Here is a 17172-nt window from a genome sequence, read left to right as displayed (position 1 = left end):
GCAGCGTCAGATGTGTATAAGAGACAGCATGACGATCCCACCGTGGGCTTGATCATGATGCTCTCCGATCCGGACATGCTGCGCTGGAGCCAGCGAGTGAAGGCCGACAAGGCGAGCATCGACGGAGTTTCGCTCGCCGACAAGGGATGGGCTCTGCGCTGGGGGCAGAAGCTCACCGACTACCGCGCGAAAGTGACCGCCGAGGCGATCACCGAGGCGATCGCTCGAAAGACGTCGACGGCGCGGCGCTGATCGGCCAGAACGACGAGCGAGATGGCGCACGCCAGCGTGATCGAAAACGACGGGTGTTGGATCCGACGACAGCGTCGGCCAACCGCACGCGGCGTCAGTAGGTGGCGGCAACAGTTATCAAATTTTTGTCAACTACTAGCCTGAACACGCTCTGATACTCTCGACAAAAGAGAATCGATCGAGTCCGGGGGGAGACGAGCAGATGCTCTCGATTAACGGCAAATCTGGATCGGTGCGTCCGGAGCAAGCAGCATCCTGGCTGGGCGCTGGCATCGCCGGCTTGCTGGCGGTGACTGCTTTGACGGGCTGTTCGCGCACTCCCGAGCCCGACAGTACCGGCACCGAACCTCGTGTCTCGCTCGTGACCACCGAGCAGTACCTCAATTCGATTCGCTACATCTTCGGGCCCGGCATCGAGCTGCAGCTGCAATTTCCCCCGTTCGAGCGCACCGATGGCCTGCTTGCCAACGGCGCGGCGATCGCAGGTATCAGCAGCTCCCAGCTCGAGCAGTTCCAGAGCGCCGGCGCAAGCGTAGCCGCGCAGGTGGTGGATCCCATCCATCGCGATTTCACGATTCCGTGCAAACCCCGCTCCGAAGATGCTCCGGACGACGCCTGTGCGAGCAAGTTCCTGTCGAAGGTCGGGCGTCTGCTGTATCGACGCGCGTTGCATGACGCCGAGCTCAGCGCCTTCGTCACGAGCGCCGGTGAAGGCGCCACATCGCTCAAGGATTTCTATGCGGGCCTGGAAACGGCGCTGGAAGCAATGCTGCTCAGTCCCGAGGTGCTGTTCATCGTGGAACACTCCGAGCCGGATCCGGATGCGCCCGGGCGCCAGCGCCTGGATGCGTACTCCCTGGCGTCCAGGCTGAGCTATTTCCTGTGGGATTCCGGGCCGGATGAAGATCTGCTCGCGGCCGCCGAAAGCGGCGAGTTGCAGACCCGGAAGGGTCGAGCCCGAATCGTGGAGAAGATGTTGGAAAGTCCACGGCTGCAGGATGGCATGCGCGCGTTCTTCGACGACATGTTCGAGTTCGACGCATTCCGGACCGTGACCAAGGATCCGACCATCTATCCGAACTTCACCACCGTGACCGCGGAGGCCGCTCGGGAGCAGACGCTGCGCACCGTGATTCATCACCTGGTGGAAGAGAAACAGGACTACCGCGATCTGTTCACGAGCCGCTCGACGTTCATGACGCCGGCGTTGGCCGTTCTGCACCAGACCCCGGCGACACCGGGCTGGACGCCGTACACGCTGCCCGCCGACGGCCTGCGGGTGGGCCTCGCGACGCAGATCAGTTTCTTGTCGCTGCATGCGCATCCCGGTCGGAGCTCGCCGACTTTGCGAGGCATGGCGTTGCGTGAGGTGCTGCTTTGCCAGCACGTGCCCGAGCCGCCAGCCGACGTCGATTTTTCGATCGTCAACAATCCAGATTCTCATTACCCCACCCAGCGCGATCGCGTGAACGCGCACGCCGAGAACGCTTCGTGCGCCGGTTGTCACAAGATCATGGATCCCATCGGCCTGGCGCTGGAGAACTTCAACGGCGAGGGCAGCATCCAGCTCGAGGAGAACGGTACGCCGATCGACACCACGGGTGAGCTCGATGGCGTGAAATACAACGACGCCGCGGGGCTGGCGCAAGCGTTGCGGGACAATTCCAACGTACCGCGCTGCCTGGTGCAGCGGGCATATAGTTACGGTGTCGGTGGAGCGCCGGCCCGGACCGACCGCAATCTCATCACCTATTTGAACGAGCGCTTTGCTGCCGATGGATACCGGCTGCACGACTTGTTGCGCATGATCACGCTCAGCGATGCTTTCGCGCGGATCAAGCCGGCGGAGAGTTCCGCCGCGGGTGAGCAGGCGCCAGTCAGCGAAGAACAGGTTACTGCTACATCGGACGTTGCGAAAAGCGATGTCGGGTAGCCGCGCAGCTGCCGAACATCAAGCATCAAATCGTCGAGAAGCTTGCGAAAGCAGGTAGCGAAAGAGCGGGAGATGTCATGAAAAAGTGGGATAGACGCCGGGTCCTCAAAGGCATGCTGAATGGCGGTGTGGTCACGGTCGCTTTGCCCTTGCTCGATTGTCTTCTCAACGACAGCGGCACCGCGCTCGCCTCCGGCGCGCCGATGCCGACCCGGTTCGGCACTTGGGGTTTCGGCTGCGGCGGCACCTCCAAGATCTTTGTGCCGAAGAAGGTCGGCCGCAATTACGACCTGCCCGAGGAGATCGCTTCGTGGGCGAAGGTTCGCGATCACATCAATTTCTTCTCGAACACCACGGCCATCCTGGACTCCGCGCCGAACAAGAATCACTTCTCCGGTTGGGTCGTCGCACGATGCGGTATCGCGCCGACCGGGGGAGTACCTTCGGAGACGATCGACACCACCATCGCCAATCGGATCGGGCGGACCACACGCTTCCGATCGCTGACCGCGACTGCGAGCGCCGATACCACCAACACGTTCAGCTATGCGAACAGCGCGACCCCGAATCCGGCGGAATGGTCGCCGGTGAAGTTCTACACGCGTTTGTTCGGACCGGAGTTCCAGGATCCAAACGTCTCCTCGTTTACACCCGATCCGAAAGTCATGGTTCGCAAGAGCGTGCTGTCCGCGGTGATGGACCAGACGAACACGTTGATGAAGTCGGTGGGCGCGGCGGATCGCGCACGTATCGATCAGTACTTCACCGGCCTGCGGCAGCTTGAGAATCAGTTCGGCCAGCGTCTGACCAAGCCCGAGCCGATCGCCGCCTGCAAGGCGCCGGGCAAGATCGCTGCGGATCCCGCCATGGGCAAGGACATCGATGCGGTCAACGCGCGTCATCGCATGATGACCGAGCTCATGGTCATGGCCGTGGCCTGTGACCAGACACGTGTCTTCAACATGGCGTATTCGGCGCCGTTTTCTGCGCTGGTGAAAGTCGGATTTCCGCAGCCGCACCACACCTGTACGCACGAAGATCCAACCGACCCGGTGCTCGGCTATCAGGTCAATGCATCCTGGTTCACGCGCCGTTCCATGGAGGCCTGGGCGGACTTCGTTCAAGCGTTCGCCAAGGTCCGGGAAGGTGACGGCACACTGCTGGACAACGTCCTCATCTATGCCAACACCGATGTGGGATACGCAAAGACTCATGCCGTCGATGGCATGCCCATATTCACCGCGGGTCGAGCCGGCGGTCGGGTCAAATCCGGCATCCATATCGACATGAAGGGCGCATCTCCCACCAGGATCGGCTACACGGCGTTGCGACTCATGGGGGTCGATCTGCCTTCGTGGGGTACGTTGAGCAACGAGACCTCGGAGGTGATGCACGAGATTCTCGTGTGAACGCAACGTTGGATTGAACCGCTGCGCGGATGGTAGTTGTCCCGTGTGCTCTTGATGTTCTCGAAGATCCAGGATCGAATATTTATGCGATTGGCGCAGACATTGTTTCGGACTTTATCGACCGGCTTGAGCGGGGCTCTGATGGTGACAGCCACGACGTTCGTGGCCCTGGCGCCGCTGGCAAGCGATGCGAAGTCAACGGGCAAGGGCGCCAAAGACGCCCCGTCGTTCAAGTATTGGCAGCCGCCGGAGAACTCGGAGCTCGAGATCTATCGCGAAGAGCCGCTGCCGCCGGGTTTTCAGGTGATCGTCGCTGCGTTCGAAGGACCGGTATTCGCGGATGCTCAAGGGCGGACGCTGTATACGTGGCCCTTGCATTCGTTGCGCAATGGCGCGACCGGCGATCGAGAAGGCAGGACTTCGAATTGCACCGATGAGGTGTTGCAGGTGTCCGCGGGTCTGATGAGTCCGTACCCGGCCGGCTTGCTCCTGCCCGATCTGGATAAGCGTCCCAGCTGCGCCGCGCTCTGGCCGCCAGTGATTGCGCCCAAGGATGCCAAGGAAGTGGGCAAATGGACGATCATCGAGCGCGCCGACGGGACCCCGCAGTGGGCCTACAAGGGCTACCCCGTGTACACCTCTGTTCTGGATGAACAATCGGGCGATGTACGAGGTGGGTCGAAGATCGAAAGATCCGGCGACGGCGGCGTGGTGCGTGAGCCCATCGGCCCGGCGCCCGCAGTGCCTCCCGAGTTTCTGGTGCTGCAGTCCACCAGCGGCAGACTGCTGGTCGATAAAGATCGCTACTCCGTCTACACCTGGGACGGGGATGGCCACAATGTTTCCAATTGTTATAAGAAGTGCCTGGCGGAGTGGACTCCTGTCACCGCGCCCCAGGTGGTGACCGAACGCGACGGCTGGACGATCGTCAAGCGCGCCACCGGCGTCAATCAATGGGCGTTCCGCGGCAAGCCGCTTTATACCTATAACTACGATCGTGGGCTGCAGAGCTTCTGGGGCGCCGATGTTCCAGGCTGGCACAATGTTTATACCCAACGCACCGAGGCGCCGCCGGAAGGCTTCACCGTGCAGGACGTGGAAGCAGGCGGCGAAGTGCTGGCGGATTCGCGCGGCAGGACCATCTATCTATACAACTGCAGAGACGACTCGTTCGCGCAGCTCGCTTGCGACAATCCGGACTCGACCCAGGCCTACCGCCTGGCGATCTGCGGCGGTGGCGATGCGAAGCGCTGCCGGGAGAACTTCCCCTATGTGGTGGCAGAGCCCGGTGCGAAGGCGGCGGGACGGCTCTGGAGCATCATGGCCATCGACCCCAACACCGGGCACCGTGCCCAGCCGGGTCAAGAGGCTTTGAATGTCTGGGCCTATCGCGGCCGCCCGGTCTACACCTACAGCGGTGACGATCGACCCGGCGTCACCAACGCCGATGGATACGGCGAGTTCACTGGACGGCGCAATGGTTTCAAGGCGTTCATGTTCAGAGATATTTTTCAGAGCAATGCGTTCCGTCGGTTCTGATCCCGGCAGCTATCCCATTTGACAGGCGACAGGTGACCTAATGAAGCAACAGCTTCCACATACGACACCAGGGCGTTCCAGGTCGGCCCGTTGGTTGGCCAGCGCCGGAACATTGACGTTAGCTGCGCTCACTGCCGGAGCGCCGGCCATGGCGCAGGCACTGCAGGGCGGCCGCATCGGGTACGTCATGACGGAGAGGCGCTGGGCCGTTTACGAGACCGAGACCGGCAAGACCGAGTGTCCTCAGGGCTTCAATCTGGGACCTCGCGAGCAGTTCGAGCTGGCGTTCCCCAACTCCAACCGAAAGACCTACACGGAAATGGAAACGCGCCTGAAGCGCGAGGGGGATGCGTTCCATGATGCATCGGTCAAGGATCCATTCCCGTTCCACGAGGCGCAGGGAACGATCTCTTACGGGCTCAATCTCGACGGCAAGATCGGCCCGAACGACTTTCAAAGTCCTGAAGGGGTGAAGGGAGTCGACAACCAGCTGTACCGCGCCATCGGTTGTATCGGTGCTTACCGCATGAACGGCGTGGTCTCGTTTTTCGACACCGATGACATGTATGGCAACGCCTATAACCGTTGGATCATCGAGCTGTCGGGGGTGGACGATCTGGTCAATGACAATGACGTGATCGTGACCACGTATCGTGGCATCGACGATCTGCAAAGAGACGGCACGGGCACCGCTTTCACTCCCGGCGCGACACAAACGATCGATGTCCGTTGGGGACAGAGCTTCGTCTCGCAGCTCAAGGGCAGGATCGTGGACGGCGTGCTGACCACCGAGCCGATCGACTGGCTCAAGTGGCCGAATACGCAGCCCGGAGTGGCCAGCGGCTACTACATGATTCGCGACGCCAGGCTGCAGCTCGATCTGACCGAGCAGGTGGCAAAGGGATTTCTCGGCGGCTATACCGACATCGAGAGCTTCAGCCATCAGCTAAATACCAACTGGGCGACGCATCACCAGAGCTACGGGCAGTTGGCAGCTGCATCTCTGCACAAGGCTCTGCGCCGGCTGGCGGACGCGTATCCCGACCCGAAAACGGGTCGGAACACCGCAATCTCATCGGCTGTGGAGCTGACCTTTACGCAGGCGCATCTGGTTCATCCGCAGAAAAAGCCGGTAGTCGCAGCGTCTTCTCGTTAACCTGACAACAGCGACGAGGTGAATGAGCATCGATGGCGAGTCCATACTCACTCACATCGGTTCCAGCGTCGGGCGCGCATTGTCCAATAACTCGAACGACTTTGTTTTGGATCGGGGATACGACAATCAGCGCGTCCGACGGACTGCAACTGGCCGTACTTGGTCGGATGTTGCATTCCATCCAGCCGCTGCAATTTCTCCTGACGCTGCTCGCTGGCTGGATCAACCGTCGGCAGCTTGAGGCGATCGAGTACCTCAGGTCTTCTTCAGTCGATCATCGCTTGAACGCGCACTGACGCAATACCTAGCGCACTATCACGAAGAGCGCAATCATCAGGGACTGCAGAATCGCCTGCTGAAGCGTTCCGATCGCCCTATCCGTCTAGGTGGTCGAGTAGAGCGCCGGGAGAGACTGGGCGGGATGCTCAACTCCTATCATCGAGAGGCGGGCTGACGACGGAGTTTTCAGACACAACGGCATCAAGCCGCCCGAAAAGAGCCGCGAGCGCCGCGCGGAACTCACTAAGCAAGCGATCGCCGATATCGTGCGCGCGCATCGTCGATCGTCGCTTTCGTCAGACGACCATCGCCCGCGTCAGCGGCATCAGCCGGACGCACCTTCGCTCACTGCTTCGTGGCGAGAAGCAGATGTCCGTATTCATCTTCTTGGAGCTGAGTGAAGCGCTGGGCTTTGATGATGCCTGCCAGCTGCTTCGATCCGTCCTTGATCGTCGCGACCAGCGGTTGCGTGTCAACGCCGAATGAATTTTGACCCACCCCGGCTCAAGAACGCCGAAGTAAATTTGACCCACCTGGGCACCTGTTACTGAGTCTTCGCCACCTTGATCGATCCTGCCTTGCGCTTATCCTTGAGCCGATAGCTCTCGCCGGCGATCTGCACGATGTGTGCGTGGTGGAGCAGCCGATCGAGAAGCGCCGCTGTGAGCGTTTGATCGTCGGCCAGTGCGGTTGCCCATTGCGTGAATGGCAAGTTGCTGGTGAGGATCATGCTGCCGCGTTCGTAGCGTTTGGCGACGACGTTGAAGAACAGGTTCGCCTCATCGCGACCGAACGGCAGATATCCGATCTCATCGACGATGAGCAGCTTTGGCCCCAGAACCGCGCGATTGAAGTATCCCTTCAGTCGACCTTGCGCCTTGGCCGCGGCGAGCTGGATCATCAGATCAGCGGCCGTGATGAAGCGCGTCTTGATGCCCGCCATCACGGCGCGATAGCCGAGGGCCATCGCTAGATGGCTCTTGCCAACGCCCGACGGTCCGAGCAGCACAACGTTCTCTGCACGCTCGATGAAGGTCAGTGATGCAAGCTCCTGTATCTGCTGCTTCGGTGCGCCGGTGGCAAAGCTGAAGTCATAACCTTCGATCGTCTTCACGACCGGCAAGGTCGCAAGCTTCAGCAGCGCCTGCCGGGTACGCTCGTTTTTAGCTGCTTGCTCCGTCTCGAGCAGTGAGGTGAGGAAGTCGGCGAAGCTGGCCTGAGTGTCGGCGGCTCGCTGGGCGAGCGCCGACCACTCGGTACTCGGGACAGGCAGCTTCAGCTCTTCGCACAGCGCGGCGATGCGTTCTTGCTGCAAGCTCATGCCGCGTTCTCCAGCAGTGCCTGGTACACCGACAGCGGATGCTGGAGTGACTCGAAGGGCACGAGGCTAGTGCGTGCGATCGCCGGTGCGCCTTGCATCGCGCGAGCCGGCAACGCACTCAGCTGAGCCTGATCCTCGGTCAATCGCACGCATGGTCGGACGCCCGTCGTCGCATGGATGCGCGTGTTGGCCACCTCGTTGAGCCAGCGCAGGACCTCACGGTTCGCCGTACCCACGTCGAGTTGAAGGCCGCCTGCGCGCAGCGTTGCCGCCAGCGGCACAAGAAAGCTGCCCTTGAGATAGCCGTTGAAGCGCTCGACTTTGCCCTTGGTCCGAGCCCGGTATGGCCGACACACGCGCAGCTGAAAGCCACAGTCTCGCGCGAACTCGAGCATGCCGGCATGCCAGCGGTGTAGCCCCGGCCCGTAACCATCACGCTCGATGGTCACCGTCTTGGTGTTATCGAACAGCACTTCACGCGGCACGCCACCGAAGTAGTCGAAGGCGGCGACTAATCCATCGCGCCAGTCGGCAAACAGCTCAGAGCGAGAGAAGCGCACATATGTGACGCGACTGAAGCCCAGCGTCGCCACGAACGCGAGCAGCCGATCCCGACCACGACGGATCGTCGTGAAGTCCGCCTGCATCTGCTGACCTGGCGCCGTCTCAAAGCGCACCACCGGATCCGCGCGTACGACCTTGAATGCCTGCAGATACGCCTTGAGCTGACTGATGCCGCCGCTGTAGCCCATGGTGCCGATCTCGCGCATCAGCACCGTCGCCGGAATCCAGTCCGGCCGCGCTTGCTCGATGCGCTCAAGCAAATAGGTCTTATAGGGGTCGAGCTTGCAGGCCCGCGGCTCACGTGGCCCGTACGTTGCCTTGCCGCCGCCACGCAGGTACTTGCGAACTGTGTTACGCGACAGCCCCGTCTCTCTCATGATCTGCCGAATCGAGCGACCTTGTCGTTCCAGAATCCGAATCTCCACCGCTTGCTCCTGGGTCAACATCTCGACGGCTCAAAAAGCCGTCATCCTCGCCCAGGTGGGTCACTTTTACTTCGGCGGGGTGGGTCAGTATTACTTCGGCGCTAACAGTTGCGCGACGATGCCGAACAGCAAATTCCACGGTGAGGATGGCGCGATGGCGACGAATGGTTTTCGTCAGAGCCCGCTAAATCTTGTTGCGTCGAGTCGTCGCTGACGCCGATTTTGCCGAAACGAATTTTAAAGAGGCGGAAACTTCGTAGTCGCCTCGAATCGCTAAGTCGCGGAATTTACAGCAGGAAAGTGGTGGGCCGTATAGGACTCGAACCTATAACCAACTGATTAAGAGTCAGGATAAACGATCAGGGAAATCGCGGAGTTAGCTGCGGGTATTTTATAGAGACGGCGGCGAAGAGCTCGAAGACAGTGCGGATGCTTGCGCCAATTTTATAGAGGTTCTCGTCTGTCGCGCCGAGCATGGTCTGGCCCAACCCGCCGAGCGTATCACCCAGCGATCGGCGATACCGCAGCCGACACGACTGCACCGCGAGTATCGCCGAAAAGGCGGCGATACTCGCATGCGGTCGAATTCTTGGACAGAACGGCGGTTGCATTAATGCTGCGACGACGGGGGCCGACTCGAGAGCCGGGGAGCTTCTCGACAACGCTTGTCGCCCACCCATCCCTGAATGAACATCGACCCAGCAGGCAGATCTCCTAGACCGCGTAGATTGGCGGCGAGAAAACGTATCCAAGCCACTTCTCCAGTGCCTGCTTTTTATGCACCGGAGCTTCCGAGCGCTCTCGCCAAGTCTCCAGCAGGGCCACTAGGTCGTCTCTATTGCTCGCCGAATCCGATGACCAGTCCAATAGACGAGTTACTGCGTACCTTGCTTGTGGGTCGTTCTCGGAAGCGTTCGTTAGCACGCCTCGGATAAACGCGAATACAAACCAACTATCATTCGAAGTCGAAAGAAACTCGAAGAAAAATTCGATCTCAAGCTGCAATTTTGAGGGGTGGTCATCGCTTCTGTTCTCGATATCCGCCTGCGTGAGCCAACGCAGTGCAGTGGCAGCCGCCCGAGCTGCGCTATCGAACGCAGTTGATTCTGCAATGGATCTGAGGGAGATCTGATCGAGCCCGTATCCGCTTAACAGCTTCGAAAGAGAGACATCACGATCTCGCCTCAATACAAGATCGTTTTCTTTCGCATGCCTCGCTCGGGCAGCAAACGCACCTGCGAGAAACGGCAGTAAAGCGATGTCATCGGGGAGGCTTAATTGAAAGGGGTGAACCCGACTTTCAACGGAATATGGGAGACGCGCGCTTGCGATGCTCAGATTGCGCGACTGACTTTTAATCGTTTGTAGAAGCTCCGGATGATCGCTAGCGAGTGCACCCCATCTCAGGATGTTCTGAACAGTTTCCTCAGGATATCCCGTGATGGCGTCGATGAGTTCGGGAACAAATTTCAGCGGGCCTCGCCAGTTGTTATGCTCCACGTCGAATGCCCAACTGATGGCAATCGATGGAAGTTTGCGAGCGAGTAAACTGCAATCCTTCTCTGTGGGGTCCTTGGCAGTGTCAGAGAGCTCGAGAAGTGAAAACGCGGGGTCTATTAATTCACGAAGTCTCGAAATAAGTGCTTCGATTGAGGGATCATCAACGTTCATTAGGTGCTTGATTCCACCTGGATCCCGTCCGTAAGAACTGGAAATGGGAACGAGCGCGAGCAGTGTCGATGGAAGCAGGCATGTCTTCTCAGATCCCGCACCTTTTGCGAGCTGAGTAAAACTCATGAGTGCGCCTGGTGTTCTTTCTTTAGCGAACCGCAGACACGCGAACATCAGGGCGAAAATACCGCCAATCCGTCCCTCGGCGGCGCTGGCACTGATTTTCGACAGTGACTTCGGCAGCTTGCCGTTAATCCAGTTCGCTTGATGGGCATGCCCGACCACCAATCCACAGTTCGTCCGATTCTTCTTAATCTCTCGTCTGGTGAGTCGGTGCTGATCTACGTAGAGGTTCATAAACGCACCCATGGCGCCAGTGATGTCCTCAGCAAAACCATCGGTGGTTGCAACTTTTGGGAGAACATCAATTCCCTGTACGCAGATTCGCAGCATGCGCTCTACGCTCGCAGTGCTGTAAAGCATGCACTTGTCAGAACTTAGTATCCTTAGCGCGGCGCGCAAAACCCAGGCACTTGGCCGATCCTCTTTATCTATGTCTAGCCGACGGGGACTGGGCATTTCCAAGGAATACGGCGGAGCCCAGTGGCCGAACAGAATTTGCTGCAACTCAATGGGTGAATTAACTAGTGCGACATGTGCCAAGTCGCCCGTTGGATCCCCGCTCGGCAACATCCAGCCTAGCAATGCTAGTGCGCCAATGTGCTCGCGAGAGCTGTTCGTTGCGATCTTTTCGGTCAGAAGGGCAATCAACCATTGACGCGATCTTTCGAGCCGCAGCGATGAGTGCTTTCGTAATAGACGAAGGTCTAAAAGTCCTCCAATGGGATCGAGCAATGGCCGGATCTGCTGTCGGTCAAGGCGATCTTGCTCCAATACTCCTTCAGCAAGCAGTCGCAGCGCTATGAGGCACGCTCTGCCTGTTCGGCGCGCGTATAGATTGCTTCTGTCTGTTTCGTCGCCTTCGTTGAAGCCTCGAAGTACCTGCACCGATAAAGCGAATTCGCTCGGGCGCTGGTTCTCGATCAGGGCGCTTAACACGAAATGCATCACTTCGCGCCAGTGTGCGTCTCCACCGATCACTCGAAGCCGATCCGCGAGTTCCTTGGCCTCAACTCCCGAATAAAGAAATTCGGCCGCAAAGAACTCCTGAAGTTGCCGTATGTCAAAACGAACGTGTTCACCGCTTTCAGGCGTGTTGACAAGAACCAACCGTTCCGTGGTGGCCTCGAGTACAGCTGCCGTTGTCCTAGCCACGTCATCATCAACTAACTCTCTAACGACATCTTCCACGAGCCGGCGAAACTCTTCCCTCGTCAAGGTTGTTTGGGCGCCGGCACTAACTTCGGCTCTTGCGTGAAGGACGAAGCCCAAGCGCATATGAACCGCTTTGAGCAGCCGATCCTCCTCACGAAGCAGGCGAGTAATCACTGGATTCTGAAAGTTCTTCTGACTTTCGCGCTTCTTCATGACCTGATAGAAGCCGCTGAATAGCTGCCACCGCCTCTCGGGTGGACGTCCGCCATCCCTTACGATGACGGCCATGATGTGCGACTGAAGTGGCGTCGTCATCAGTTCACGAATGCTCGGCGATTTGATTGCAGCCTCCAACGTCCCGATGGAGGTCTCAGCTTCCTCTGCGGTTCGTCCAAACTTGAGCAGCGGGATGGCACATTTGATCGCCTCTTTCTCCCCGAGCTGCAGGAGCTCAACAACGGGGCCGTCTATGCCGCTGAACTGGCCCGAATACCCCTGTGGCCTTGACGTACAAAGCGCAAGCGCATCAGCGTCGATGTCGATCAGAATGTCATTCAGGAACTCCATCACTTCACTGGCGATAGCATCTTTCGAGTCGTTCGGGACCTCGTCCAGGCCGTCGAATACGACAATCCATGAGCGTTTTGACAGCGCTCTTTTAAGTGTTTTCGGGAGGACGTCGCTTCCTACCTTCCTTTCGATCTTCTCTGCTAGAAAGACAAGAACACTGCGCTGTTCCGAATCGTCGCGTCGTGAGTACCACTGCGCGAATTCTTTTAGCTCTATCTGAATGGGTATTCTAGGGGCATCGGGCCAGAAGCCGGAGGCAATGGCAGCTGCCTGAATTGACTTCGCGAGGTTTTTGAGCGATGCGCTGACGCGCGGTGCGTCGTCAGAGAGGATCAGCTTTGCGCGATGAATCTGACAGAGGTATTGCCCGATCGTTGACTTGCCTTGGCCTGGTCCGCCTTTAATCAACGCGACTCGCGCTCTGCGAAGCTGCCGGGCCCACGCGCCCCAGGACTCAGGAATCTCCTTTCTAATGCTGTACCGGTGCGAAAATGCGGCGGAGCTGGTTAATTCGGCCAGTATGCCATTCCCTCGTGCATTACCGGACGTCCTGAACGGCAGATCTATAAAAAGGTCATGAACACCTGGCCGCACATCCGTAGAAGAATTTGCTTGGTCGAGCTTCGTGTACAAATGTTCGGAGAACTGTGCAACGATGAAATAGCGAGCGATATCTTCGAGTGAGGCTCGAGAGTCCCCGATCTCGCTGTACAGCGCTGACAGAACATGCCCAGGCGTCAGTAGATGGCGAAAGTGGTCAACGACGTCTGAATTGGTGGATAGCAGGTCGAGTACTTTGCGGCCGCCCCACACAGCCACGTTTACGCGTCTCCCGCCTGTCGACTTCCGGACTAGCTTCCGGATTGCGTCAAAGCTTCCTGTTTCAGGTGTGCCGCTGGGCTCGATGTTTGTAGCAATGATCCAATTATCCGGCCAAGTGCGCCTTGAATGGGGAGCGCTAAAGGCGGCAATCTCGTCTTGCACCTGCTCGATCAGCCACTTTTGCGGATCTTTTGAGAGATGCGGCCTTAGAAACTTCGATTGAATATACCAAATGCCTTTCCAGTGCTGTTTTGCGCTCGGGTATGGGGCTTCACCTTCGAAAAATCCATCACGCCCACCGTCGGCGCCTGGACCGAAACCGGTCGCGCCGAGCCCCAAGGTTTTCAACGCTAGGAAATTAACGAGATTCTCGAATGCCTGGGAGCCGAGACCAGAAAGGTCATAGAGATTATCCATAGTCTTCCCACGCGATTTGCACTCGCGTTATTAGTATTGTCCCATCAAAGTCTGACAGCCTGGCTGAAGCATGATCGAGTAGCAGTCAGAGTGACCGATCAAAGAATCGCGAGGCTAGCAGCCGGAATTCAAAAATAGCTGACAAACGGTGCGGACTCCAGCATGAATTTTGTGGAGCCATTGATCCGTGGCTCAATACAGCCAAGGATCGGTCCCGGATGCTGTGTTGAATGCGTTCTCAGCCGTTGGAGGCAGATCGACGTCTTTGACACTACGACCGCCGACTTGCCGCCGTTGCATAACGCTGGAATTGTGGCGATATTCGCCATTGATGATTTGTTCTTCGGGAAAGGATTGAGACGGCCCTGGCCTTTGGTGCTTGCGAACTCCGCCGCCTTCTGCGTTCATTGAAAAATGAACATCAGGGCCATTTTCATCCATCGACGGCGACTAAGAGCCGCGTTGCATGCGGCGCTCGCCGTTGGCACGCACGCAGCAGGCGAATCAACCAACTTAGGCGACTCTACCAGCGATTGATCTTCTGTTGAGTTGGTACGCCGTTGACGACGGCCGGTTTGGCAGCGCGTTGCAGGACTTGATCATCGCCGCAGTGATCGCCAGCGAGCGATTGAGGTATCGCCGATACCAAGGCCATGAGAGCCGATAAGAGGCAGGCGAGCGGGGCGCAAGCCCGGTGCGATGATCGACCTTACATGACCACGAAATAGCCGTGGTCGAGCCTGCGCAGCCCGGCGAAGCAGAGGGAGTTTTATAGAGAATTTTATAGAGGCGGAAACTTCGTAATCGCCTCGAATCGCTAAGTCGCGGAATCTACAGCAGGAAAGTGGTGGGCCGTATAGGACTCGAACCTATAACCAACTGATTAAGAGTCAGCTGCTCTACCAATTGAGCTAACAGCCCACGTGATCGTGGTGTGCGGCGTAGTGACTGAGTGTCAGGCGCCGTCTACGAAGACGTAAAAGTGTAACAGATCTTTCCCAACTACCCAACGCAACCGCAGCGATGCGAGTGCTCATCGAGTGGGGTGGACGATGGGGCTCGAACCCACGACGACCGGAATCACAATCCGGGGCTCTACCAACTGAGCTACGTCCACCATTGCATTCGATAGTGGCTCCGCCTCGCCGACCCTACAAGAGGGCCCCAGCCGCTGCGGGGCGCAGAGTATATACGAACTCGCCGCGAACACTAGACGCTAGAGGCAATTCGATCACAACGGCGCGGCGGATGGCGCGCCCGGCAGGACTCGAACCTGCGACCCTCGGCTTAGAAGGCCGATGCTCTATCCAGCTGAGCTACGGGCGCGTCGCGTCAGGCCGATGTCCCTGACCGATTCCCACTACGGCGCCAGACGGCGAAATCAGCGGGAAAGGGTGGATTGGTCGGAGCAGCACGATTAGCGCTGTTCCGGCAACCAGGGGCGCAGATGGTACGGATCCAGCTCAGGTAAGTCGAGGAGTGGTCGGGAAAATTCGCCAAGTGTGGAGGGCAGCGTCCGGCTGCTGAGGGGTGGTGGATCGCAAGTCATTGATTTGTGTACAAGCACGGGGTGGCGACGCGGCTGTAGGGAACGGCGGGCGTGTCTGGCGGCAGTCGCCAGGGAGCCGCTATGGATCGTTGATGTCGATGACGTCGGCAGGGCGAACCGAGGCATACAGCGCGGCAACCAGCTGCGCGCGATTGCGTAGCACCGCGCGCTGATTGATCGAGCCCTTATCGGTGATCTCGCCGTGATCGAGGGAAGGAGCAGAGGGCAGTAAATGTGCGCGCCGGATGTGGCGCGTGCTCATTGCATTTTGCCATGCATGCTCGCGCAGGCCGGCCTGGAGCTTGTCCTTGATGACGGCATCGCGAGCGATCTCTTCGTGCGACGGTGTGTGCGAGAGTCCCAGCGCGCGTGCACACGCCGCCACATCCGGAACGATCAATGCGGTGAGGTAGTCCGCATCGGGGCAGGCAACCACTACGTCTTGTGCGATCGGCGCGAGCTGCGCGATCAGTTCGGCGCGCAGGGGACCGACGCTTACCCAGCTGCCATTCGACAGCTTGAAGTCCTCGCCGATGCGGCCGTCGAATACAAGGCCGCGCGCGGGATCGTTGTGGTCAAGCAGGCGCACGGCATCGCCGAGGCGATAGAACCCTTCGTCATCGAAAGCGGCGGCTGTGAGTGCGGGCTGGCGCCAGTAACCGGGCGTGACACTGGGGCTGCGGACTCGCATCTCGAGTTTCTCGTCCACCGGAGCCAGCTTTACCAGCGAGCCATTGACAGGCAGGCCGACCACGCCGGTGCGACCCATGGCAGGTGTTGTGAAGGTCACTGCGGGTCCGGTTTCCGTCGCGCCTAGGCCGGATAGCATGGGAGTTTTCAATCGACGTTCGTGCAGAGACATCGCGTCGAGTGCATCCCAGGTGTGTTGCGCGAGGGAGGCGCCCGCGAAGAAGTAAGCGCGCAGCCGCCGATAGAAGCGTCGGCGCAACCCATCATCCTCGCGCAGGTGCTGGGCGAGCATTTCGAAGCCCTTCGGCACATTGAAGTACACCGTGGGTGAGATCTCGCGCAGATTGCGAATCGTTTCTGCAATACCTGTCGGCGATGGTTTGCCGTCGTCGATGTAGAGCGTGCCGCCATTGCTCAGCACGAGCCCCAGGATGTGGCTGCCGCCGAACGTATGACTCCAGGGCAGCCAGTCGACGACCACAGGCGGTTCGTTCACAAGGAATGGCATGGACTGGCGCTGCATTACCGCATTGCTGCATACCATGCGGTTCGTCGTTATCACGACCTTCGGCTGGCCGGTGGAGCCGGACGTCAGTAAGAACTTTGTGATGGTGTCGTGGTTCGTGGCCCGATGGCGTGCGTCGAGCTCGCTCGTCACAGGAGACTCGAGCGCGGTCAGGGTTGTCACTCCGCGATCGGCTATCGCTGCATCCCCGACGATCTCGATGTCGCGCGCTACGACTCTCATCAGAGTGCGCGCGAAGGAAGGTGTATCGAACGCAGCGATCAATCCCGGCGTTAGCAAATCGATCACATAGCGCGCCCTGTCAAGATCCGCCGACGCGAGCGAATACGCGGGTGACATCGGACAGAACGGAATCCCCACCCACATCGCCGCGAAGCTGAGCAAGAGATGTTCGATGCTGTTGCCCGACATGATCAGGATTGGTCGCTGTTCCGACAGATTCCTGATCGTCAAGCCGGCTGCCACGCGACGTACGCGATCGAGCATTTCGCAATAGCTGACATTTTTCCAGTCGCCGCCGTGAACGCGTCGAGCGACCAGGGTTCGTTCCGGAGCGACGCCGGCCCAATGTGCTAGCCAATCCATGAGCCGTGCTGGATATTCGGGCAGCGCGCCCTGTGGCTGAAGCAGGATGGAGCCGTTGGGTCTGGGCTCGAATCGTGTGTGGAACGGATCGGCGGTCCAATCGAGCTCATCCTTAGCCATGCCTGTCTCGTCCAATTAGTACGTAACACATACTATTCGTGTTGCTAACGAAATCGCAAGCCGCTACAT

The 17172-nt window shown here is 59.0% G+C and carries 9 protein-coding genes, 3 tRNA genes and 1 pseudogene; 5 read left to right on the top strand and 8 right to left on the bottom strand.

Features of this window, described 5'->3' with window-relative positions; translation table 11 throughout:
* From D0550_RS20905 to D0550_RS20885, 5 genes and pseudogenes are all read left to right on the top strand, one after another.
* Positions 1-252: pseudogene (locus tag D0550_RS20905) on the top strand (hypothetical protein); the annotation flags it as partial.
* Positions 253-454: 202 nt separating this feature from the next.
* A complete protein-coding gene (locus tag D0550_RS20900) occupies positions 455-2185 on the top strand; it encodes a DUF1592 domain-containing protein (RefSeq protein WP_116811119.1) in 1731 nt (576 codons plus the stop codon).
* Positions 2186-2262: 77 nt separating this feature from the next.
* Complete coding sequence (locus tag D0550_RS20895; protein ID WP_116811118.1) at positions 2263-3594, top strand: DUF1552 domain-containing protein; 1332 nt, start codon at positions 2263-2265, stop codon at positions 3592-3594.
* A gap of 45 nt (positions 3595-3639) precedes the next feature.
* Positions 3640-5133: a COG4315 family predicted lipoprotein gene (locus D0550_RS20890; protein ID WP_241520864.1), complete on the top strand. Its 1494-nt coding sequence runs from the start codon at positions 3640-3642 to the stop codon at positions 5131-5133.
* Between the two features lie 148 nt (positions 5134-5281).
* A complete protein-coding gene (locus D0550_RS20885; RefSeq protein ID WP_116811117.1) occupies positions 5282-6289 on the top strand; it encodes a hypothetical protein in 1008 nt (335 codons plus the stop codon).
* An 823-nt stretch (positions 6290-7112) separates the two neighbouring features.
* Here D0550_RS20885 and istB read toward each other — a convergent pair.
* The 8 genes from istB to D0550_RS20845 all read right to left on the bottom strand — a co-directional run bounded on the left by istB (position 7113) and on the right by D0550_RS20845 (position 17103).
* Positions 7113-7889, bottom strand: coding sequence for an IS21-like element helper ATPase IstB (gene istB / locus D0550_RS20875; RefSeq protein WP_116811115.1), 777 nt, complete (start codon positions 7887-7889; stop codon positions 7113-7115).
* Positions 7886-8899 (bottom strand): IS21 family transposase, encoded by a 1014-nt coding sequence (istA, locus tag D0550_RS20870; protein WP_116811114.1) that lies wholly within the window; start codon positions 8897-8899, stop codon positions 7886-7888. The genes istB and istA overlap by 4 nt, the downstream gene beginning before the upstream one ends.
* A gap of 693 nt (positions 8900-9592) precedes the next feature.
* Positions 9593-13633, bottom strand: a complete 4041-nt coding sequence (locus tag D0550_RS20865) for an NACHT domain-containing protein (RefSeq protein ID WP_116811113.1) — start codon at positions 13631-13633, stop codon at positions 9593-9595.
* A gap of 192 nt (positions 13634-13825) precedes the next feature.
* The gene (locus D0550_RS34635) at positions 13826-14074 is read right to left on the bottom strand and encodes a hypothetical protein (RefSeq protein ID WP_153067252.1); all 249 of its coding nucleotides are present in this window, start codon (positions 14072-14074) and stop codon (positions 13826-13828) included.
* Between the two features lie 404 nt (positions 14075-14478).
* Positions 14479-14554, bottom strand: a tRNA-Lys gene (locus D0550_RS20860).
* Positions 14555-14674: 120 nt separating this feature from the next.
* Positions 14675-14750, bottom strand: a tRNA-His gene (locus D0550_RS20855).
* A gap of 132 nt (positions 14751-14882) precedes the next feature.
* Positions 14883-14959: transfer RNA gene (locus D0550_RS20850), tRNA-Arg, on the bottom strand.
* 302 nt (positions 14960-15261) lie between these two features.
* Positions 15262-17103: a feruloyl-CoA synthase gene (locus D0550_RS20845; protein WP_116811112.1), complete on the bottom strand. Its 1842-nt coding sequence runs from the start codon at positions 17101-17103 to the stop codon at positions 15262-15264.
* Between the last annotated feature and the right edge of the window lie 69 nt (positions 17104-17172).

It is taken from the genome of Steroidobacter cummioxidans (assembly GCF_003104955.1).
The sequence above is the reverse complement of the archived record's forward strand: the minus strand, read 5'-3'. Positions and strand labels throughout refer to the sequence as shown.

Coding starts and splice junctions, on each gene's coding strand:
- D0550_RS20900 (WP_116811119.1), top strand. CDS start 455: ATGCTCTCGATTAACGGCAAATCTGGATCGGTGCGTCCGGAGCAAGCA.
- D0550_RS20895 (WP_116811118.1), top strand. CDS start 2,263: ATGAAAAAGTGGGATAGACGCCGGGTCCTCAAAGGCATGCTGAATGGC.
- D0550_RS20885 (WP_116811117.1), top strand. CDS start 5,282: ATGGCGCAGGCACTGCAGGGCGGCCGCATCGGGTACGTCATGACGGAG.
- istB (WP_116811115.1), bottom strand. CDS start 7,889: ATGAGCTTGCAGCAAGAACGCATCGCCGCGCTGTGCGAAGAGCTGAAG.
- istA (WP_116811114.1), bottom strand. CDS start 8,899: ATGTTGACCCAGGAGCAAGCGGTGGAGATTCGGATTCTGGAACGACAA.
- D0550_RS20865 (WP_116811113.1), bottom strand. CDS start 13,633: ATGGATAATCTCTATGACCTTTCTGGTCTCGGCTCCCAGGCATTCGAG.
- D0550_RS34635 (WP_153067252.1), bottom strand. CDS start 14,074: ATGGATGAAAATGGCCCTGATGTTCATTTTTCAATGAACGCAGAAGGC.
- D0550_RS20845 (WP_116811112.1), bottom strand. CDS start 17,103: ATGGCTAAGGATGAGCTCGATTGGACCGCCGATCCGTTCCACACACGA.